The following is a 386-nucleotide window of genomic DNA, read 5'->3' on the forward strand; positions in this document are numbered from 1 at the left end:
GTGTCGAATGCATCGAGGGCGGTCGCCGACCGCGGTTACTTCAAGATCGAGGACATAGAAGCTTGCGAGGCAGCCGGCATCATCGCCTATGTGCCCAAGCCGCTCCGCGGTCCCGCCGTAGCTCAGGGCTTCTTTCCCAAAGAGCATGCCGTTTGCCTCCAGGAAGGCCGATATGGTCAGGGCTCAATCATTGATGGCCGTGATCTTGACGACATTACCGTCGCCCACACCTGAAAACCAGAGTTCACCGTCGCCGATCATAACGCCCTGCCAGTTGGCGAACAGCGTCGCATAGGTCTGGCCGGCGATCGCCTGCTTCACCTTGGAGGTGACAATCTTGTCGAAATCGGCGACGAAGTGAGCCGCGTCCCTGAGCTTCACGGCCC

The 386-nt window shown here is 59.8% G+C and carries 1 protein-coding gene; it reads right to left on the reverse strand.

Going from position 1 to position 386, the window contains the following annotated elements:
- Positions 1 to 183: 183 nt before the first annotated feature.
- The coding region (locus AB1462_RS32415; RefSeq protein WP_367249223.1) for a hypothetical protein at positions 184 to 386 on the reverse strand (203 nt) is incomplete at its 5' end.

It is taken from the genome of Pseudomonas sp. SB113, assembly GCF_040754745.1.
GTDB lineage: Bacteria > Pseudomonadota > Gammaproteobacteria > Pseudomonadales > Pseudomonadaceae > Aquipseudomonas > Aquipseudomonas grimontii.